Below are 16,143 nucleotides of genomic sequence, written 5' to 3'. Positions count from 1 at the left end.
GCGGGCCTTTTCGTTCAGGACGACAGCCCGGCCTCAATCGGCCAGGTTGCGCCCGTGATAAAGCTCCTCGATCTCCCGCTTCAGGCGCGCCTCGATCTTCATGCGCTCCTTGAACGACAGGTTCTTGGCCTTTTCCTCGAACAGGTACGTGTCGAGGTCGAACTCCTTCAGGTGCATCTTCGTGTGGAAGATGTTCTCCTGGTAGACGTTCACGTCGAGCATCTCGTAGCGCGACTTGATGTTCTTCGCCAGGTAGTCCTGGATCGAATTGATCTTGTGGTCGATGTAGTGCTTCTTGCCCTTGATGTCGCGGGTGAAGCCGCGCACGCGGTAGTCCATCACCACGATGTCGGACTCGAAGCTCTCGATCAGGTAGTTCAACGCCTTCAGCGGCGAGATCACGCCGCAGGTGGCCACGTCGATGTCGGCGCGGAAGGTCGCGATGCCGTTGTCCGGATGCGTCTCCGGATACGTGTGCACCGTGATGTGCGACTTGTCCATGTGCGCCACGACCGCGTCGGAGATGATCTCCTTGCCGGCATCCTTCTTGTCGATCACCGGTTCCTCGGAGATGAGGATGGTCACCGACGCGCCCTGCGGGTCGTAGTCCTGGCGGGCGATGTTGAGGATGTTGGCGCCGATGATCTCGGCGACGTCGGTCAGGATCTGGGTCAGGCGATCGGCGTTGTACGCCTCGTCGATGTACTCGATGTAGCGACGACGCTCGTCCTCCGACGCCGCGAAGCAGACGTCGTAAATATTGAACGAGAGGGCCTTGGTGAGGTTGTTGAAACCTTGCAACCTCAGGCGAGGCAACGGCTTGACCACGGCAGTGAGATCCCGGTAGGGCGGCGAGGGCCGCGATTATGCGGCACAAACCCCCACGGGGGAACGCGTGCGGTCCGGAAACCGCCCAGCGGGGGCTTCCGCGCCGACCCGGGGCTGAACCTGATTGCCGTCACAGGTTAGAGTTCACACGGAGTGACGCGCTAGGGCGGATATTTGCCCAACGCGTTACTTCGTCCTAAGCTCGACCGATCACAAAACTTTCACGCCCATGTCCGCAAATCCGGCTGCCTCCTCGTCCGTCATGCGTCGCACCAACAGCCCGCTGCTGCCGGACGGTGCCACCATCGAACGCTTCCTGGCCCACTGCCACCGCCGCCGTTACCCCTCGCGGACGGATGTGTTCCGTCCGGGCGACCCGGCCAGCACGCTGTACTACATCGTGTCCGGCTCGGTCAGCATCATCACCGAGGAGGAAGACGGCCGCGAACTGGTGCTGGGCTACTTCGGCCCCGGCGAGTTCGTCGGCGAGCTGGGCCTGTTCATCGCCAGCGACCAGCGGGAAGTGATCCTGCGCACGCGCAGCACCTGCGAGCTGGCAGAGATCGGCCACGAGCGCCTCTACGACCTGCTGCTGACCCGCCTGTCGCTGGACGCGCCGAAGCTGCTGTACGCCATCGGCGCGCAGATCTCCCGTCGTTTACTGGACACCAGCAGGAAGGCCGGCCGCCTGGCGTTCCTCGACGTGACCGACCGCATCGTCCGCGCCCTGCACGACCTCGCCCGCGAGCCGGAGGCGATGAGCCACCCGCAGGGCACGCAGATCCGCGTCTCGCGCCAGGAGCTGTCGCGCCTGGTCGGCTGCTCGCGCGAGATGGCCGGCCGCGTGCTCAAGAAGCTGCAGGCCGACGGCAAGCTGCACGCGCGCGGCAAGACCGTCGTCCTGTACGGCACGCGCTGACGCGTGGCCCGCGCCGGCGCACCCGATGAAGCCGTGACGGCCCGGGTGCGCCAGGCCGAACTGGGCGACGCCAGCGACGTCGCCCGCCTGCTCGGCGAGCTCGGCTATCCCTGCTCTCGCGACGAAGCCGCCGAACGCATCGCCGTCGTCCGCCACGACCCGCGCCAGCACCTGCTGCTGGCGGAAATCGACGGCGATGCCTGCGGGCTGATTTCCCTCTACACGCTCTACTCGGTCGTGCACGGTCATGAGCTGGGCCGCATCACCGGCCTGGTCGTCCTGCCCGAAGAACAAGGAAAAGGCGTCGGCAGGCGCCTGTTGCGCGAAGTCGAGTCGATCTGCCGCCGCTACGGCGTGCGCCGGATCGAAGTCACCAGCAACGCCAGCCGCACCGAGGCGCACGCGTTCTACCGCCAGTGCGGGTATCTGGACGGGTCGATGCGGTTCGTGAAGGCGCTGGGCGACTAGTCCGCCATCGAAAGCGTCACCCTCGGCGAGCGGTTACGCCGCCACCGCCCCGCCCTCCCCGGCGTGAGAGGGCTTGAGTCTCCTCACGGCGCGACGGGATCCCCGCCGCGCTCCTTGCAACCCCAGTTGAGGATCGGCGTGCCCGGTGGCAGCACGCGGCGGAACATCGCCACGCGGCGGCGCTTCGGATTGACCACCACCGGCTTGCGCGCGGCCTTGAGCAGCGGCAGGTCGGCGCTGCTGTCGGAGTACGCGACGGCGATCTGGTCGTAGCCCGCGTCCCAGATCATCCGCATCTTGTTCTCGTGATGGCAGTGTTCGACGGTGATCATGCCGCCGAGGAACGGGCCGCCGATGCTGCCGATCACCGGCAGGTCCTCGTGCGCGACGAAGTCCAGGATCGCGCGCGCCAGCTCCGGCGAGGCGCCGGTGGCGATGATCACGCGATCGCCCGCGTCGCGGTGCTTCTGCAGCACCTTCAGCGCGGTCGGCAGCAGGCGCGCGCGGATCTCCTTCGCATGCTTGCGCACGTACAGGTCGATCAGGCGGTCCATGTCGTGGCGCCGGTGCGTGCCCAGCGTCGCGATCCACAGGTAGACCGAAATCGCGTGACGGCGCGTCGGCAGCCACGCGATCAGCGGCAGCAGCAGCGGCGACAGCGCGATCGCCGCCGCCACGCGCGCCCAATCGCGCCTGATCAGCCACAACACCAGGTGGCTGCCCGAATCGCCGTCGTACAGCGTGTGGTCGAAGTCGAACACGACCAGCGGCGCGTACGGGCGTTCGCCCGGCTTGTCCTCGCCCGTCGTCTGCACGGCCGCCGCGCCCGGCAGGTGCTCGACGCCTTCGGGCATGTTCGCCTTGTGCGTGCTCATGCGACGAACAGCCGCTGCAGGGCGACGCCGGGCTCGGCCTCGCGCATGAACGATTCGCCGACCAGGAAGGTCTGCACGCCGGCCTCGCGCATCTTGGCGACGTCCGCCTGCGTGGCGATGCCGCTTTCGGTCACCAGCGTGCGGTCGCGCGGCACCGCGTCCTTCAGCGCGAGCGTGGTGTCGAGCGAGACCTCGAACGTGCGCAGGTTGCGGTTGTTGACGCCGATGAGTTCGCAGTCGGTCTGCAACGCGCGCTCGAGCTCGTCGATGTCGTGCACTTCCACCAGCACGTCCATGCCCAGTTCCATGGCGAGGTTGGCCATTTCCACCAGCGGACCGTCTTCCAGCGCGGCGACGATCAGCAGGATCGCGTCGGCGCCGATCACGCGCGCCTCGTACACCTGGTACGGATCGATGGTGAAGTCCTTGCGCAGCACCGGCAGCGAACACGCCGCGCGCGCTTCGCCCAGGTACAGATTGCTGCCCTGGAAGAAATCGACGTCGGTCAGCACCGACAGGCACGCAGCGCCGCCGGCTTCGTAGCTGCGCGCGATCTGCGCAGGATCGAAGTCCTTGCGGATCAGCCCCTTCGACGGGCTGGCCTTCTTCACTTCGGCGATCACCGCCGCCTCGCCCGCGGCATGCCTGCGACGGATGGCATCGGCGAATCCGCGCGTGGGTGGCTGCTGCAGCGCGCGCGCGCGCAGGTCTTCGAGCGGCCGTACGCGGCTGCGCTGCTGGATCTCCTCGGCCTTGCGGGCGAGGATCGTGTCGAGGATGTCGCTCATGACAGGAACGGGTGGAAAGGAACGAGAAACGAGTGCGGGGTGTTGCCTCCCACTCGTTTCTCGTTCCTCTTCAGCGTTTTCTCTCCTTTCCGTACGCGCGTTCGACTTTCGCCACGCGCAGCTCGAAGTGTTCGTACCAGTGCACGCGACCGTGCGCGCGCGTGGCGGCATGTTCGGCGTGCTGGCGCCAGGCGGCGATCGCGGCCTCGCTGTCCCAGTACGAGACGGTGATGCCGAAGCCGTCCGCGCCGCGCGTGGATTCCACGCCGAGGAAGCCCGGCATCGTGGCGGCGAGTTCGACCATGCGTTGCGCCGCCTCGCCGTAGCCGGCGTTGTCCTCGCCGTTGCGGCGCGAGGAGAAGATCACCGCGTAATACGGCGGGGCCGGCAGGCGGGCGAACGCGTCGTCCATCAGGCGCCCACCGCTTCGCCGGCGAGTTCGCGCGTGATCGCGACGAATTCCTCCAGCTTGCGCTTCGCCGCGCCGGAGGCCAGCGCCGCGCGCGCGCGTTCGATGCCTTCGGCGATGCTGTCGGCCACGCCGGCGGCATAGATCGCGGCGCCCGCGTTGAGCGCGACGATCTCGCGCGGCAGGCAGGCTTCGTCGTTCAACGCCTGCATCAGCAGGACCTTGGATTCGGCCGCGTCGTTCACGCGCAGGTTGCGGCTGGCGGCCATGGCGATGCCGAAGTCTTCCGGATGCACTTCGTACTCGCGCACGACGCCGTCGCGGAGTTCGCCGACAAGGCTGCCGGCACCGAGCGACAGCTCGTCCATGCCGTCGCGTCCCCACACCACCAGTGCACGCTGCGCGCCGAGTTCCTGCAGCACGCGCACCTGGATGCCGACCAGGTCCGGATGGAACACGCCCATCAGGATGCTCGGCGCATCGGCCGGGTTGGTCAGCGGCCCGAGGATGTTGAACATCGTGCGCACGCCCATCTCGCGGCGCACGGGCGCCACGACCTTCATCGCCGGGTGGTGGATCGGCGCGAACATGAAGCCGATGCCGCAGCGTTCGATGCAGCGCGCGACCTGTCCGGGCTGGAGTTCGATCGCCGCGCCCAGCGCTTCCAGCGCGTCCGCGCTGCCGGATTTGGACGACACGCTGCGATTGCCGTGCTTGGCGACCTTCGCGCCGGCGGCGGCGACCACGAACATGCTCGCCGTCGAGATGTTGAAGGTGTGCGCACCGTCGCCGCCGGTGCCGACGATGTCGATCAGGTGGGTGCGATCGGCGACGTCCACCGGCCGCGCGAACTCGCGCAGCACCGTTGCCGCGCCGGCGATCTCGCCGACGGTTTCCTTCTTCACGCGAAGGCCGGTGAGGATCGCCGCGGTCATCGTCGGCGAGACCTCGCCGCGCATGATCATGCGCATCAGCTCGACCATCTCGTCGTGGAAGATTTCACGATGCTCGATGGTGCGTTGCAGGGCTTCTTGCGGGGTGATGGGCATGGCGGCGGCGGGCGTGGCGGGCGTGGCGGACGGGAAGCGGGTCTCGGGCGGGTGAGAGCGGAACGATAGCAGCTGGCGCGCGGGCACCGGGGCGTTTCGCAACCGGCGCTTGGCATGGGAGCCGGTCATCGCTCGAGGAAGTTCTTCAGCAGCGCATGGCCGTGTTCGGTGAGGATCGACTCGGGGTGGAACTGCACGCCCTCGACCGGATGCTCGCGATGGCGCAGGCCCATGATCTCGTCGAAGGCCGGCGCCCCGTTTTCGCCCTCCACTTCGGTCCAGGCGGTGATTTCCAGGCAATCGGGCAGCGTGTCTCGGGAGACGACCAGCGAGTGGTAGCGCGTGGCCTCGTAACCGTCGGGCAGGCCGGCGAACACGCCGCGCCCCTCGTGACGGATGCGCGAGGTCTTGCCGTGCATGATCCGCTTGGCACGGACGATGTCGCCGCCGTACGCCTGCCCCAGGCTCTGGTGCCCCAGGCACACGCCGAACACCGGGATGCGCGGGCCGAGTTCGCGGATCACGTCCACCGACACGCCCGCCTCGTTCGGCGTGCACGGGCCCGGGGAGACGACGATGCGCTCCGGCGCGAGCGCCTCGATCTGCGCCACGCCGAGCTCGTCGTTGCGGATCACCTTCACCTCGGCGCCCAGCGCCTGCAGGTACTGCACGAGGTTGTAGGTGAAGCTGTCGTAGTTGTCGATCATCAACAGCATCGGCACGGGCTCGGGTTCGATGTGGACGCAACGCGATTATCCCGCGCGGCGGCGGGCCGGCGGGGGCATCGGTGCGAAGGGGATGTGCGGGACGCGGCCGGTGCGGCCGGCGGAAGGTCAGTGCGTGGGGCGGGAAACACTCGGCAGTTCCTTGGACGACGAAGACGGGCGGACGGCAGCCAACGGCCACCATCGCCAACCCTGGTCGGCTTTTCGGAACTGTGGGGAGCGACGCACGATCATGGGCCTACTGTAACGGCTCGGCCGGCGCGATGCGACCCGCCGGCTCAGGCAGGCGGCAGGGTCACCCGCACGCGCAGGCCGGGCCCTCGGTCGAGGAGTTCGATCCGCCCGCCATGGCGCAGCGCGATGGCCCGCGCCAGGCTCAGCCCCAGGCCGCTGCCGGGCGTGCCGCGATGGGATTCCAGGCGCTGGAAGCGGTCGAACACGCGCTCGCGGTCGGCGTCCGGAATGCCGGGGCCATCATCGTCGACGCACAGCACGACGGCCTCGCCCTCATGCAGCGACAGGCCCACCTGGCTGCCTTCGGGCGCGTACTTGAGCGCGTTGTCGAGCAGGTTCACCAGCAGCTGGAACAGCTGGTCGCGATCGCCGCGCACGCGCGCCGGCGAGAGGTCCACGCGCAGCCGCACGCCGCGTTCGGCGCCGATCGGCGTGTACAGCTCGGCGGCGTCGGCGGCCAGCGCGGAAAGGTCGAGCAACGGCCCCTCGCCCGCCGGCGGCTGCGCTTCGATCCGCGCAAGCCGCAGCAGCGCGCCGAACGTGGTGAGCAGCTGGTCGGTCTCCTGCACGGCGCCGTCGAGCGCGGCGCGTTCGGCGGGCGTGGCGTCGGCACGGTGGCGCAGGTCTTCCAGCCGGTTGCGAAGGCGGGTGAGCGGCGTGCGCAGGTCGTGGGCGATATGGTCGGTCGCGTGGCGCACGCCGCCGAGCAGCTCCTCGATGCGGTCGAGCATCGCGTTGAAGCGCCGCCCGAGCCGGTCGAACGCATCGCCGCTGCCGTCCAGCGGCACGCGCAGGCCAAGTTCGCCGCGGCCCACGCGCGCGGCCGTGCGATCGAGATGCTCCAGCCGGTGCGACACCCAGCGCGAGGTCAGCCAGCCGGCAAGCGCGCCGAGCGTCGCCGCCACCGCCAGCGCCACCAGCGCCGTGCGCAGCATCAGCGCGAGGAAGCGGTCCTGCGATTGCAGCCGCAGTCCGGTCAGCAGCGTGTCGCCGCCGGGCAGCGGCTGCAGTTGCGCGAGCACGCGGCGCGACTGCGCACCGATGCCGGGCGCCTGCGCGTCGGCGAGTTCGAACGTGACCCAGCGCGCGCCGCGGCCGGTCCGCATCGCCCGCGCGCCCATCGACGGCACGTCGCCGACTTCGACGCGGCCGCTCGCGGCGATCAGCGCGTGCACGGCGTCCGGATCGTCCGGCGCTTCCACGCGATCGCGCAGTTCCTGCACCAGCGCGGCACGGCCGCCGTCGCGGTGCAACTGCATCAGTCCGGCGGCGTCTGTGCGCACGAGTTCGCGCGTGTCCTGCAGCAGCAGCGTGGACACCGCGACGTACACGCCCGTGCCGAGCAGCACGAAGGCAAGCAGGAACGCACCCATCACCGCGAGCGCGAGGCGCGTGCTCGTGGAGCGCAGCGGCCGCGTCATTCGCCCAGCCGGTAGCCGGCGCCGCGCACGGTGTGCAGCAGCGGCCGTTCGAAACCGTGGTCGATCTTCTGCCGCAGGCGGCTGATGTGCACGTCGATGACGTTGGTCTGTGGATCGAAGTGGTAGTCCCACACCGCTTCCAGCAGCATCGTGCGCGTGACGACGCGACCGGCCTGGCGCATCAGGTATTCGAGCAGGCGGAATTCGCGCGGTTGCAGTTCGATGCGCTTGCCGGCGCGGCGCGCGTCGCGGGCGAGCAGGTCCAGCTCGAGTTCGCCCACCGACAGGCGCGTCGGTTCGCGCTGCGTGTCCTCGCGCTGCCGGCGCACGATGCTGTCCAGCCGCGCGCTCAGTTCCGAATACGCGAAGGGTTTGACGAGGTAATCGTCGGCGCCGGCGCGCAGGCCTTCGACGCGATGGTCCACCTCGCCCAGTGCGGTGAGCAGCAGCAGCGGCGTGCGGTTTCCGGCGCCGCGCAAAGTCTGCAGCAGCACCAGGCCATCGAGCGCGGGCAGCATGCGGTCGAGCACGATGGCGTCGAAATTTTCCGTCGTCGCGAGGAACAGGCCCTGCCTGCCGTCGCCGGCATGTTCGACGGTGTGCCCGTCCTCGCGCAGACCCTTGCCGATGAAGGCCGCGGTGTGGGGATCGTCTTCGATCAGCAGGACGCGCATGGCAACTCCGGAAGGCAAAAAAGGATACCCCGACGGTGCTCACCGCCGGGGTATCCGCCCGCGTTGCACGGGCTCCGGGGACGTTGAAGGGGATCAGCTCTTCTTCGCGTCGCTCTTGCTGGCTGGGGCGGCGGCCTTCTTGCCGGCGTGCTTGTGCTTGGAGATCGTGTGCTTGGCCGGGGCGGTCGACGCGGTCGGGGAGGCGGGCGCGGTGCTCGGCGGCGCGGCCAGGGCGGAACCGGCCAGCGCGGTCAGGGCGACGGCGAACAGGGACTTGCGCAGGTTCATGGGTGACTCCTTGGTAAGACGCGGGATGACTCGGACGAGGATCTTTGCCGGCCGGGACTGTCTTCCCGGTCGCAGGATCAGACTGCGCCGACGCGGCTCACCACGGGATTTCCGCTGGATTAACGATCGGTAATGTTGTGCGCGCCGATGGACGTCATCCCCGCCGATCCGTCCTCCTGGAATTCGTCACAACCCATCATCCCGGCGAAGGCCGGGATCCAGGCTGGTAGCGGAGCTACGTGCGGTGCGCGCTTCTTCCGGACGACGTGACGGCCAGGGTCCCGCCCTACGCCGGGACGACGGTACGGGTGGGGTCGACGCGACCGACCTTCCAGCAGCGAATCAACGGCGCATCGCCCCTATGCCACGCCGCTCCCCCGCCGCAGCGGCACCGGTGCCGTCGCGATGCGCGCCTTCAGGTCCGCCATCGTCCCCGGCAACACGACGAGGTAGGTGATCAGTTGCTCGGCCAGCTCCAGCAGCAGTTCCGCGTTGGCCTTGTCGATCGTCGTCTCGTCCTCGAACTGCCGTCCGAACGTGCCGCTGGGCGCAAGCAGTTGCGCGATGTCCTGCAACGGACGCGACAGGTCCACGTCGTTCGGCAAGGCTTCGAGCTTGCGCGTGAGCGACAGCTCGGCTTTCTCGTCGGGCAGCATGCGCGCCGTGAGCCCGCCGAGCAGGTGCCGCACGATCAGTGAACTCGCGCCCCATTCGGCATGGTTGTACAGCTTCAGCGCCGATTCGTAGCTGCGCGCCAGCGGTGCCGACATCGCGTGCAGGTGTTCGACGCCGGCCATCGTCTCGCGTCCGCCGGGGCCGGGATGGCAGAACAATCCGGAAGGCTTGTTGGTCCCGTCGGCTTCGAGCAGCTGCACGAACAGCACCGTGTGTTCGCAACGCGCACATTCGAGTTCGCTCGCCGCCAGTTGTCGTCCGTGTTCCTGCCAGGGCCGCGCTTCGAACAGCGCTTCCTTGAGGCAATGGGGGCAGAGGATTTCCACCGTGCGCGGGAACGTATTGGAGAAACGCGACTGGACGTGTGAGTCGTGGACGAGCTGCATGGCCGTCTCCTTCCCGCGTTGTCGGTGCCGCGATGACACCGTGCCCGGCAGTGAAACCCGGTGTTTGTGAATAAAACGTTGTTGGCGCGCGCAGTCGGCCGCCACCCCGCGCGAAGTGAACGCGGCGTGAGAAAGGAACCGTGATTCGCATCGCATCGCGGCGCCGGTGCGCCGCGATGCCCGGGCCATCAAAGCCCGCGGGCCGCCTGCGCGACGGCGCGGAACAGCGCGCGCCCCTTGTTCATCGTCTCCTCCCATTCCATCGCCGGATCGGAGTCGTAGACGATGCCTGCGCCGGCCTGCACGTACAGGCGGCCGTCCTGGATGACGGCGGTGCGGATCGCGATGGCGGTGTCGGCGTCGCCGCTGCGACCGGGTTCGCCCCAGCCGAGGTAGCCGATCGAACCGGCGTACACGTTGCGCTTGATCGGTTCGAGCTCGCGGATCACTTCCAGCGCGCGGATCTTCGGCGCGCCGCTGACGGTGCCGGCGGGGAACGTCGCGCGCAGCACGTCGGCGTAGCTCAGGCCCGGCTTCAGCGTGCCGGTGACTTCGCTGACGATGTGCATGACGTGGCTGTAGCGTTCGATCACGAACTGCTCGCCGACCTCGACCGTGCCCGCCTCCGAGACGCGGCCGACGTCGTTGCGGCCGAGATCGATCAGCATCAGGTGCTCGGCGCGCTCCTTCGGATCGGCGAGCAGTTCGGCTTCCAGTTCCGCGTCGCGCTCGGGCGTGTCGCCACGCGGGCGCGTGCCGGCGATCGGGCGCACGGTGACCTTGCCGTCCTGCAGGCGCACGAGGATTTCCGGCGACGAACCCACCACCTGCGTGCCGCCGACGTCGAGGTAGTACATGTACGGCGACGGGTTCAGCGCACGCAGGGCGCGATACACGTCGACCGGGCGCGCCTTGAACGGTACCGACAGCCGCTGGCTCAGCACGACCTGGAAGATGTCGCCGGCGCGGATGTATTCCTTCGACTTCTCCACCGCGTCGATGAAGCCCTCGCGCGTGAAGCCGGACACGAAATCGGCCTCGTCCAGCAGGCGGCCTTCCAGCGTCTCCGGATACCCCGGCCCGCCCTGTCGAAGGCGATGCACCAGCTCGTCCAGGCGGCGGTTCGCGCGCGCCATCGCACGCGGTTCGGATGGATCGGCGTGCACGATCAGGTACAGCCGGCCCTTGAGGTTGTCGAACACCGCCAGCTCGTCGCTCTGCATCAGCAGGATGTCGGGCGTGCCGAGCTCGTCTTCCTTTTCGCCGCCGGCAAAGCGCGGCTCGATGTACTGGATCGACTCGAAGCCGAACCAGCCCACCAGCCCGCCGGTGAAGCCGGGCAGGTCGGGAATCGTCGGCACGCTGTGCATCGCGCGCAGGCGCTCGACTTCGGCGAACGGATCGTCCACGACGCGGCTTTCGACCAGCTCGCCGTCCTCGGTCACGAACAGCGTGTGCCCGGCGAACGCGTACACGCGGCGCGCCGGCAGGCCGATGATCGAATAGCGGCCGAAACGCTCGCCGCCTTCGACCGATTCGAACAGGTAGGTGTGCGGGCCGTCGGCGAGCTTGAGGTAAACCGACAGCGGCGTGTCGAGATCGCTCAGGACCTCGCGCACGACGGGGACGAGGGTATGGCGGTCGGCACCCGCCGCGGGGGCGGGCTGGAAAGGATCGGAGGTCACGGGGCAAATCCCTGGATGTGTCAGGCGGTGGCGGAAGGCGGTCGCGGCATGCGCGTCACCATCGCCATCCCGCCTCGACGGTCGGGAAATGCGGGTTCGACAGGTGCGTGTCCGGCACGGGAATCATGCCGGTACTGTAGCCGCTCAACGGGCCGCGATGCGAGCGTGGGCCAGCAGCGGGCAATGCGCGGGCAGGTGCATGCGCAGGCGCGCCGGGACGCAGGCGATGGCGAACCGCCGCGCCTGCACCGGCTCGCCGTCGAGGTTGAGCGTCATCGGCGCGTCCGCTTCCACGCGCACCTCGCGCATGCGCCCGCGTTCGCCGACGTGGTCCAGCGCGGCGAGGCGGCCCTCGCGGATCCAGGTGGCGACGGTGGTCGCCAGCTCGCCGGAGAGTTCCGGGACGATGGTGAGGTCGAGCAGCCCGTCGTCGATGCGTGCCTCCGGGCACAGCAGTTGCCCGCCGCCCGCCTGCCGCCCGTTGCCGATGCCGAGCGCGATGAAGTCGCCGCGCCAGTCGAAGCCGTCGCCGTGCACGCGCGCGACGATCGGCTCGATGCGCCCCATCCGCGCCACGCCGGTGACGAGGTACGCGACGCCGCCGAGCAGCCGCTTCAGTCCATCGTCGGTCTCGACCGTCACCTCGGTGCCGAAACCGCCGCTTGCCAGGTTGATGCACCAGTGGCGCGCGCCGTCGGCGTCGACGCGCAGCACGTCGATCGCGTGCGGCGACGTGCCGGCGATCAGTTGCAGCGCTTCGTGCGGCTCCATCGGGATCGTCGCCGCGGTGGCGAAATCGTTCGCGGTGCCGAGCGGCATCGCACCGAGCGCCGGCAGCGCATCGGCGTCTTCCGCGCGCTGCGCGAGCGCGCCGGCGATTTCGCCCAGCGTGCCATCGCCGCCGCCGGCGATCACGCAGCGCGCGCCATCCGCGATGGCGTCGTCGACGTAGCGCTTCGCATCGCCGCGTTCCCAGGTCACACGCACGTCCAGCGTCACGCCGGACGCGCGCATCGCTTCGACCGCGGCGCGCACGGCATCGTTGCCCGCGGATTTTCCGTTGAGGATCAGGCGCCAGTGCGTCGCCATCGTCGTCATGATCGTGAGCCCGATGCGCAGGCTAAACAGCGCGGGCGTGAGCGTTCGTGAACAGGCAAGACGTACGCGTCGCGTCACATGCCCGTCATCGAACGTCCGGAGAATCGGAGTCCATTCTCAAGGACGACGGGCGGAGGCGGGATTGCCTCCAAGTATTCCGGAGCAGGCCAGCGATGGCCTGCTCCTTTGTTTTGCCGATCCGACCGTGGCGGCCAGCGCGAGTCAGCGCAGGTCGGTATCGGCGAGAATCACGCCGTCCTCGTCCGCGCACAGCCAGTCGCCCGGACGGATGCGCACACCACCGAATTCCACCTCCACGTCGCGCTCGCCCGCGCCGAGCTTGTCGGTCTTGCGCGGACAGGTGCCCAGCGCCTTCACGCCGATCGGGATCGTGGCGATCGCATCGCTGTCGCGGATCGCGCCGAACACGACGATGCCCGCCCAGCCGTTTTCGGCGGCCTTGCCCGCGAGCAGGTCGCCGATCATCGCGCGGCGCATCGATCCCGCGCCGTCGATCACCAGCACGCGGCCCAGCCCCGGCTCGTCCACCGCTTCGCGCACGCGCGAGTTGTCCTCGAACGCGCGCACCGTGCTGACCGGGCCGTTGAACGCGATGCGCCCGCCGAAATCGCGGAACGCAAGCTCGATCACGCGCACCTGCGCGTCGTGGAGATCGCACAGGTCGCAGGTCTTCATCCGCGTGCCTTCGCGACCGCGTCCTTCATGCGGCCGATGACGTCCGCGTAGTCCGGCGCATTGAAGATCGCCGAGCCGGCGACGAAGGTATCCGCACCGGCAGCAGCGATCTCGCCGATGTTGTCGGCCTTCACGCCGCCGTCGATTTCGAGCCGGATCGGTTTGCCGCTCGCGTCGATCATCTCGCGCACGCGACGCAGCTTCGCCAGTGCGGACGGAATGAAGCCCTGCCCGCCGAAGCCGGGGTTCACCGACATCAGCAGCACCATGTCGAGGTCTTCGAGCACCCACTCGAGCACGTCGACCGGCGTGGCGGGATTGAGCACCAGGCCCGCCTGGCAGCCGTGGGACTTGATCAGCTGGATCGTGCGATGCACGTGCGCGCTGGCTTCGGGATGGAAGCTGATCAGCGTGGCACCGGCCTTGGCGAAGTCGGGGACGATGCGGTCCACCGGTTCGACCATCAGGTGCACGTCGATCGGCGCGGTGACGCCATGCTTGCGCAGCGCCTCGCAGACCATCGGGCCGATGGTGAGGTTGGGGACGTAGTGGTTGTCCATCACGTCGAAATGCACCCAGTCGGCGCCGGCCTTGAGCACGTTGTCGACCTCCTCGCCGAGCCGGGCGAAGTTGGCCGAAAGGATGGAAGGGGCGATGACGGTGGATTGCATGGGAATTCCTGTTGCTGGAAACGGATGGACCGGAAGACTCCGGGACGAGCGCCTCGCTCGTTACCCGTTCCTCTTCGCTGGTTCCTAGGCCTTGCGCCTGAGCGTCTTGATCCGGTCGTAGGCCTGGTTGATCTCCCGGGCCCGCGCCTCGGCCTGCTCGCGCAGTTCGGCGGCGGCGCCGGCGAGGCGGTCCGGGTGGTACTGGGATATCAGGCGGCGGTAGGCCTGGTCGACTTCGGCGTCGGTCGCGTCGGAGGTCAGGCCCAGCGCGGCATACGGGTTGTCCCGGCGCAGCTTGAACCAGTCGGTGTCGAAGGCGTGGCCGATCAGGAGCCCGACCAGGGCCCCGAACAGCGGGTTGGTGCGGAACAGCGCGGCTCCCGCCAAGAAGCCCAGCAGCTTGCCGTACCAGCGTTTCATCGTCCTCCCCGCGGGTCCGCGGTCGCCCGTTTAGGTCCGGCGACAGTGTACCTGCACGCCGTCGCCGGCCGGCGTACACTGGCCGGCCCTGTCGCGCACGCGCGCGAGGCAAGGCGAGCGTCGGGCGGGGACTCCATCGCACCCATTGGGGACTCCTGCGTTGTCCACGACCCTGCTCCAGTCCGATCTCCCCGGCCTCCACCTGCGCCATCGCGGCAAGGTCCGCGACGTCTTCGACCTGCCCGCCGACCGCCTGCCCGCCAACGCCGGCGAATGCCTGCTGATGGTCGCCACCGACCGGCTCTCGGCCTTCGACGTGGTGCTGCCCGATCCGATCCCCGGCAAGGGCGAGATGCTCTGCCAGATCAGCAATTTCTGGTTCGGCAAGACCGAGCACATCATCCGCAACCACCTCACCGGCATCGACGTCGCCTCGGTGCTGCCCGAGGGCGTGGACGCATCGCTGTACGGCAAGCGCGCGGTGGTGACGAAGAAGCTCAAGCCGGTGCCGGTGGAATGCATCGCGCGCGGTTACCTCATCGGCAGCGGCTGGAAGGATTACCAGCGAACCGGACGCGTCAGCGGCATCGCCCTGCCCGATGGCCTGCGCCAGGCCGAGCAGCTCGCCGAACCGATCTTCACGCCCTCGACCAAGGCCGCGGTGGGCGACCACGACGAGAACATCGACTTCGACACGGCCGTGCGCACGGTCGGCGCGGACCTGGCCGAACAGGTGCGCGACGCGACGCTGCGGCTGTACAAGTTCGCGCGCGACTACGCGGCGCAGCGCGGCATCATCCTGGCCGACACCAAGTTCGAGTTCGGCCTGGACGCCGACGGCCGCCTGCACGTGATGGACGAGATGCTCACGCCCGATTCCTCGCGCTACTGGCCGGCCGACGAGTACCAAGTCGGCACCAGCCCGCCGAGCTACGACAAGCAGTTCGTCCGCGACTACCTGGAAACGCTGGCCTGGGACAAAACGCCGCCCGGCCCGAACCTGCCGGCCGAGGTGATCGACCGCACCCGCGCGAAGTACGCCGAGGCGCTGATGAAGCTGGCGGGGATTTCGGTCGACTGAAGGCGGCGCGGCCCGGGTAAGCGCAGCGCACCGCGCCCCCGGTAATACAGGCGCCATGGTCGATGACCACGCCGCAGCGCGTTGCATCGATAAAGCCGCAATTCTTCTGGCGATCGGCATCCGGGTGCGCTGCGCTTGCCCGGGCTACAAAGGCCGGGTCTGCGCCTCCCCCCTTCGATCCCGCTATCCTCCCTACACCCGCGCATCGAGCGCGGGCCGTCATGCGCCTTGGAGGGTCGCCATGAACACCGCCGCCGAATCTTCGCAGCACGCCACGCAGCGCCCGATCGACCGCTGGTTCGCGCACTACTCCGCCGATCATCGCAACCAGACCAACCAGCGCATCCACGTGATCTGCGTGCCGGCGATCCTGTGGAGCGTGATCGCGCTGCTGTGGTGCATCCCGACGCCGGCCTCGTGGATGAACTCCGGCTTCTGGGCCGGCGTGGCGATGCTCGCCACGGTGCTGTTCTACTACCGCGCCTCGCGCATGCTCGGCCTGGGCATGCTGGCGGTCTACGTGCTGATGGGCCTGCTGACCAAGTGGATTTACGACAGCCACGGCGCCAGCACGCTGCTGTGGCTGGCGATCGGCGTGTTCGTGGTCGCGTGGATCGGCCAGTTCATCGGCCACAGCGCGCGCTTCGAGAACAAGCGCCCGAGCTTCCTCACCGATCTCACCTACCTGCTGATCGGCCCGGCCTGGGTGCTGTCGAAACTCTATCGCAAGATCGGCCTGCGCTACTGAGCGAT

At 68.7% G+C, this 16,143-nt stretch carries 19 protein-coding genes; 4 read left to right on the top strand and 15 right to left on the bottom strand.

The features are described 5' to 3' along the window. Positions 1-33 precede the first annotated feature (33 nt). Positions 34-828: an adenosylmethionine decarboxylase gene (gene speD, locus AC3ANK_RS02680; protein WP_206860089.1), complete on the bottom strand. Its 795-nt coding sequence runs from the start codon at positions 826-828 to the stop codon at positions 34-36. A 262-nt stretch (positions 829-1,090) separates the two neighbouring features. Between speD and crp the strand changes: the two genes are divergently transcribed. Both crp and AC3ANK_RS02670 read left to right on the top strand, forming a co-directional pair. Then, positions 1,091-1,747 carry a cAMP-activated global transcriptional regulator CRP gene (gene crp, locus AC3ANK_RS02675; protein WP_242524992.1) on the top strand — a complete coding sequence of 219 codons (657 nt, stop codon included), beginning with the start codon at positions 1,091-1,093 and terminating at the stop codon, positions 1,745-1,747. A 33-nt stretch (positions 1,748-1,780) separates the two neighbouring features. Then, positions 1,781-2,215 carry a GNAT family N-acetyltransferase gene (locus AC3ANK_RS02670; protein ID WP_206860091.1) on the top strand — a complete coding sequence of 145 codons (435 nt, stop codon included), beginning with the start codon at positions 1,781-1,783 and terminating at the stop codon, positions 2,213-2,215. Positions 2,216-2,298: 83 nt separating this feature from the next. On the opposite strand, the gene AC3ANK_RS02665 is transcribed toward AC3ANK_RS02670, so the two are convergent. The 14 genes from AC3ANK_RS02665 to AC3ANK_RS02600 form a co-directional block, all read right to left on the bottom strand. After that, the gene (locus tag AC3ANK_RS02665) at positions 2,299-3,069 is read right to left on the bottom strand and encodes a haloacid dehalogenase-like hydrolase (protein WP_206860423.1); all 771 of its coding nucleotides are present in this window, start codon (positions 3,067-3,069) and stop codon (positions 2,299-2,301) included. A gap of 17 nt (positions 3,070-3,086) precedes the next feature. Continuing rightward, positions 3,087-3,878: an indole-3-glycerol phosphate synthase TrpC gene (trpC, locus tag AC3ANK_RS02660; protein ID WP_206860092.1), complete on the bottom strand. Its 792-nt coding sequence runs from the start codon at positions 3,876-3,878 to the stop codon at positions 3,087-3,089. A 70-nt stretch (positions 3,879-3,948) separates the two neighbouring features. Next, the gene (locus AC3ANK_RS02655; RefSeq protein WP_206860093.1) at positions 3,949-4,290 is read right to left on the bottom strand and encodes an antibiotic biosynthesis monooxygenase family protein; all 342 of its coding nucleotides are present in this window, start codon (positions 4,288-4,290) and stop codon (positions 3,949-3,951) included. Beyond that, entirely contained in the window at positions 4,290-5,336 is a 1,047-nt protein-coding gene (gene trpD, locus AC3ANK_RS02650; protein WP_484172072.1) for an anthranilate phosphoribosyltransferase, read from the bottom strand. The genes AC3ANK_RS02655 and trpD overlap by 1 nt, the downstream gene beginning before the upstream one ends. Positions 5,337-5,461: 125 nt before the next feature. After that, positions 5,462-6,052, bottom strand: coding sequence for an anthranilate synthase component II (locus AC3ANK_RS02645; RefSeq protein ID WP_484172071.1), 591 nt, complete (start codon positions 6,050-6,052; stop codon positions 5,462-5,464). Positions 6,053-6,339: 287 nt separating this feature from the next. Beyond that, positions 6,340-7,716, bottom strand: a complete 1,377-nt coding sequence (locus AC3ANK_RS02640; protein ID WP_484172070.1) for a sensor histidine kinase — start codon at positions 7,714-7,716, stop codon at positions 6,340-6,342. Further along, the gene (locus AC3ANK_RS02635; protein WP_484172069.1) at positions 7,713-8,390 is read right to left on the bottom strand and encodes a winged helix-turn-helix domain-containing protein; all 678 of its coding nucleotides are present in this window, start codon (positions 8,388-8,390) and stop codon (positions 7,713-7,715) included. Before AC3ANK_RS02635 ends, AC3ANK_RS02640 begins: the two co-directional genes overlap by 4 nt. 93 nt (positions 8,391-8,483) lie before the next feature. Further along, positions 8,484-8,678: a hypothetical protein gene (locus AC3ANK_RS02630; RefSeq protein WP_206860098.1), complete on the bottom strand. Its 195-nt coding sequence runs from the start codon at positions 8,676-8,678 to the stop codon at positions 8,484-8,486. 359 nt (positions 8,679-9,037) lie between these two features. Then, the gene (locus AC3ANK_RS02625) at positions 9,038-9,739 is read right to left on the bottom strand and encodes a hypothetical protein (RefSeq protein ID WP_206860099.1); all 702 of its coding nucleotides are present in this window, start codon (positions 9,737-9,739) and stop codon (positions 9,038-9,040) included. Positions 9,740-9,927: 188 nt separating this feature from the next. Continuing rightward, positions 9,928-11,424 carry an anthranilate synthase component I gene (gene trpE, locus AC3ANK_RS02620; RefSeq protein WP_484172068.1) on the bottom strand — a complete coding sequence of 499 codons (1,497 nt, stop codon included), beginning with the start codon at positions 11,422-11,424 and terminating at the stop codon, positions 9,928-9,930. 144 nt (positions 11,425-11,568) lie between these two features. Continuing rightward, positions 11,569-12,522: a lipid kinase YegS gene (gene yegS, locus AC3ANK_RS02615; protein WP_484172067.1), complete on the bottom strand. Its 954-nt coding sequence runs from the start codon at positions 12,520-12,522 to the stop codon at positions 11,569-11,571. 222 nt (positions 12,523-12,744) lie between these two features. Further along, positions 12,745-13,218 carry a ribonuclease E activity regulator RraA gene (gene rraA / locus AC3ANK_RS02610; RefSeq protein WP_484172066.1) on the bottom strand — a complete coding sequence of 158 codons (474 nt, stop codon included), beginning with the start codon at positions 13,216-13,218 and terminating at the stop codon, positions 12,745-12,747. Next, positions 13,215-13,889, bottom strand: coding sequence for a ribulose-phosphate 3-epimerase (gene rpe, locus AC3ANK_RS02605; protein WP_206860103.1), 675 nt, complete (start codon positions 13,887-13,889; stop codon positions 13,215-13,217). Before rpe ends, rraA begins: the two co-directional genes overlap by 4 nt. Positions 13,890-13,973: 84 nt before the next feature. Beyond that, positions 13,974-14,309, bottom strand: coding sequence for a J domain-containing protein (locus AC3ANK_RS02600; protein WP_206860104.1), 336 nt, complete (start codon positions 14,307-14,309; stop codon positions 13,974-13,976). A gap of 160 nt (positions 14,310-14,469) precedes the next feature. Here AC3ANK_RS02600 and AC3ANK_RS02595 point away from each other — a divergent pair, with 160 nt between their 5' ends. Together AC3ANK_RS02595 and AC3ANK_RS02590 are read left to right on the top strand one after the other, a co-directional pair. Beyond that, on the top strand, positions 14,470-15,390 hold the full coding sequence (locus AC3ANK_RS02595; RefSeq protein ID WP_206860105.1) for a phosphoribosylaminoimidazolesuccinocarboxamide synthase: 921 nt from the start codon (positions 14,470-14,472) through the stop codon (positions 15,388-15,390). A 241-nt stretch (positions 15,391-15,631) separates the two neighbouring features. Next, positions 15,632-16,138: an Mpo1 family 2-hydroxy fatty acid dioxygenase gene (locus AC3ANK_RS02590; RefSeq protein WP_206860106.1), complete on the top strand. Its 507-nt coding sequence runs from the start codon at positions 15,632-15,634 to the stop codon at positions 16,136-16,138. The last annotated feature ends 5 nt before the right edge of the window (positions 16,139-16,143 follow it).

The organism is Lysobacter sp. SCRH-1R, assembly GCF_057747855.1.
Note: the sequence above shows the minus strand (reverse complement) of the source record. Positions and strands in the feature narration are given on the sequence as shown.

What these genes read in the sequence shown, in the direction of transcription:
- crp (WP_242524992.1), top strand. Translation starts at nt 1,091, where the DNA reads ATGCGTCGCACCAACAGCCCGCTGCTGCCGGACGGTGCCACCATCGAA.
- AC3ANK_RS02665 (WP_206860423.1), bottom strand. Translation starts at nt 3,069, where the DNA reads ATGCCCGAAGGCGTCGAGCACCTGCCGGGCGCGGCGGCCGTGCAGACG.
- trpC (WP_206860092.1), bottom strand. Translation starts at nt 3,878, where the DNA reads ATGAGCGACATCCTCGACACGATCCTCGCCCGCAAGGCCGAGGAGATC.
- AC3ANK_RS02655 (WP_206860093.1), bottom strand. Translation starts at nt 4,290, where the DNA reads ATGGACGACGCGTTCGCCCGCCTGCCGGCCCCGCCGTATTACGCGGTG.
- trpD (WP_484172072.1), bottom strand. Translation starts at nt 5,336, where the DNA reads ATGCCCATCACCCCGCAAGAAGCCCTGCAACGCACCATCGAGCATCGT.
- AC3ANK_RS02645 (WP_484172071.1), bottom strand. Translation starts at nt 6,052, where the DNA reads ATGCTGTTGATGATCGACAACTACGACAGCTTCACCTACAACCTCGTG.
- AC3ANK_RS02640 (WP_484172070.1), bottom strand. Translation starts at nt 7,716, where the DNA reads ATGACGCGGCCGCTGCGCTCCACGAGCACGCGCCTCGCGCTCGCGGTG.
- AC3ANK_RS02635 (WP_484172069.1), bottom strand. Translation starts at nt 8,390, where the DNA reads ATGCGCGTCCTGCTGATCGAAGACGATCCCCACACCGCGGCCTTCATC.
- AC3ANK_RS02630 (WP_206860098.1), bottom strand. Translation starts at nt 8,678, where the DNA reads ATGAACCTGCGCAAGTCCCTGTTCGCCGTCGCCCTGACCGCGCTGGCC.
- AC3ANK_RS02625 (WP_206860099.1), bottom strand. Translation starts at nt 9,739, where the DNA reads ATGCAGCTCGTCCACGACTCACACGTCCAGTCGCGTTTCTCCAATACG.
- yegS (WP_484172067.1), bottom strand. Translation starts at nt 12,522, where the DNA reads ATGACGACGATGGCGACGCACTGGCGCCTGATCCTCAACGGAAAATCC.
- rraA (WP_484172066.1), bottom strand. Translation starts at nt 13,218, where the DNA reads ATGAAGACCTGCGACCTGTGCGATCTCCACGACGCGCAGGTGCGCGTG.
- rpe (WP_206860103.1), bottom strand. Translation starts at nt 13,889, where the DNA reads ATGCAATCCACCGTCATCGCCCCTTCCATCCTTTCGGCCAACTTCGCC.
- AC3ANK_RS02600 (WP_206860104.1), bottom strand. Translation starts at nt 14,309, where the DNA reads ATGAAACGCTGGTACGGCAAGCTGCTGGGCTTCTTGGCGGGAGCCGCG.
- AC3ANK_RS02590 (WP_206860106.1), top strand. Translation starts at nt 15,632, where the DNA reads ATGAACACCGCCGCCGAATCTTCGCAGCACGCCACGCAGCGCCCGATC.